A 2,034-nucleotide genomic window follows, 5' to 3' on the forward strand; every position below is an offset into this window, starting at 1 on the left:
TCGGCCTGCTTGAGGATGGCGATGATCTGACTGTCGGTGTAACGGGAAGGCTTCATGCAGAACTTTCAAAAATCATATTTAGAAAATTCTACTCATTTCAACGCTTGTTTGCAGGGGGGATTACCCTTTGTACTTGATCGAGTTAGCCTGCGTCGGTGCCTTCTTTATGTCACCTGCGGCAGACTACATTTCAAGTAATTACCCAAATATTCTCGACCAACCTCATCCTACGTGATCAATGCAGTTGACTGCAGCGATTAAAAGCGAAAACGTTCTATCGAAATATCTCTGCCATCTGGCAATGTTAATGTTCCGGTCGTCGTCGTATTGAATTTAATTTTTACGTTTCCTGCATTTTGATTGATTACAGATGCTGGTTTATACAATCCAGTCAAAGTTTGTCCATTTCCGTATTGCTGCCATTGCCCCTGATAGGTTGTAGTATCAAGCATTGCTTTGGGACCGGAGGCATACCAAACAGGATTACCGCTTTGATCGTACATATAACCAGCCAAAAACATCGTGCCATTCTGTATTTCAATTGAAAAACCTCGTCCGCCCTCCGCTGGATTCCACCACCAACCTGCCTCCGGCGTTCCGGCTGGCGGTATGGCACTCGCGCCTCCTGGTACGATATCAAAGCGCTGGATCGCAACTATACCGCCAGGCCAGGAAATCGTTCCATGACTTACATCCGTAAAGGTGACACTGATGTCGCCGCTATTAATTGTGCCGGTAGTTGAATGAAAGCTTCCGGTCAAGGTCTGACCGCCTAGGTAAGTCGTAAGCGTCGACGTAAAAGTAGAACCATTGGTAGCCGATGGACCCGAAGCATGCCAAGTTGCCCTACCCGCTGGCTCATACAAATAGTCGGCCATGAAAATATTATTTCCCTGTTTTTCAATCGTAAAGCCTCTACCACCCTCACTTGGGTTCCACCACCATCCTGTTTGCGGCGTAACGACGGCTGGAGGTTGCGCAGGTCCTAGATATGCAACGATATCGTTGATATTAGCTTGAGTAAGTGTACTTAATGAATTCATTGACGAGACATTAGCAATCGCACTATTAATTTGCTCCGCAGTGCGATTAGCTCTGCTACTCTGCGTGTGGCAAGCAATACAACGTCCTTTGGGGCCGTTAAAAAGAATCCCACCGTTCACAGCATCTGCAGCAACAGCAACCGAATTAAATGATCCAGACACAGCGATAATTGCTAAAAACAAAAACTGGCGAACATGGGCAAGTTGGGGCATGTTGCAAAGCGTTTGCAAAGTCATCATATTTCCTTCATTTACTCTAACAATTAAGAAATCCGAGAGCACATAGCCGAACTGTGCAACGGTATTGCTCGTTAATACCAGATAGTTTAGAAAAGGTTCAGTTTCAATTCAGCTTGAATGAATAAGTACTCAAATTGAGGCGAATGTATTTTCAACGCCGTATTTTGAACTTTAAGAATTGAGACAGCTACACGTCTTGCCGCCAACCGAAAAATGACCCACTGGGAGTACACAGACAATAACTTGGACTACTTGGAGGTAGTTCATGTACTCATACGAACACCGTATTCGAGCAGTCAAACGTTATATCAAGCTCGGGAAACGCATTTGGCCGGCCATTCAGTAGTTAGGCTATCCAACAAAGAATGCACTCAAGAGTTCGCCCCTATTGCGAGAGAACCCTTTGGACTAGCCATCGGACTACAACGCGACGGAGAACAATCGAAGAGGCGATCGAAATTTACTGACGTAAACATCTTCCAAATTTAAAATCAGGTGAAAATCAACTTCGAGAATATGCCCAATGCTACTGGGTCTACAAAGGTCGATTCATTGACGAACTACCAGAAGTGGTTAACGAGTATAAAAAGTTAGAGGGACTGAGTGCCGCCACGATCCGTGTTCGGATGGTAATCCCCCCTGCAAACAAGCGTTGAAATGAGTAGAATTTTCTAAATATGATTTTTGAAAGTTCTGCATGAAGCCTTCCCGTTACACCGACAGTCAGATCATCGCCATCCTCAAGCAGGCC

At 45.2% G+C, this 2,034-nt stretch carries 2 protein-coding genes; both read right to left on the reverse strand.

What is annotated here, in order from left to right; all coding sequences use genetic code 11:
• Window positions 1–257: 257 nt before the first annotated feature.
• A complete protein-coding gene (locus ACO0LE_RS20175) occupies window positions 258–1,280 on the reverse strand; it encodes a hypothetical protein (RefSeq protein WP_422962115.1) in 1,023 nt (340 codons plus the stop codon).
• A 538-nt stretch (window positions 1,281–1,818) separates the two neighbouring features.
• Window positions 1,819–2,034 (reverse strand): hypothetical protein (locus ACO0LE_RS20180; protein WP_422962116.1); only part of this gene is annotated, 216 nt, incomplete at its 5' end.

The sequence above is a fragment of the Undibacterium sp. Xuan67W genome, assembly GCF_049340165.1.
Classification (GTDB): domain Bacteria; phylum Pseudomonadota; class Gammaproteobacteria; order Burkholderiales; family Burkholderiaceae_D; genus Undibacterium.

What these genes read in the sequence shown, in the direction of transcription:
- ACO0LE_RS20175 (WP_422962115.1), bottom strand. Translation starts at nt 1,280, where the DNA reads ATGACTTTGCAAACGCTTTGCAACATGCCCCAACTTGCCCATGTTCGC.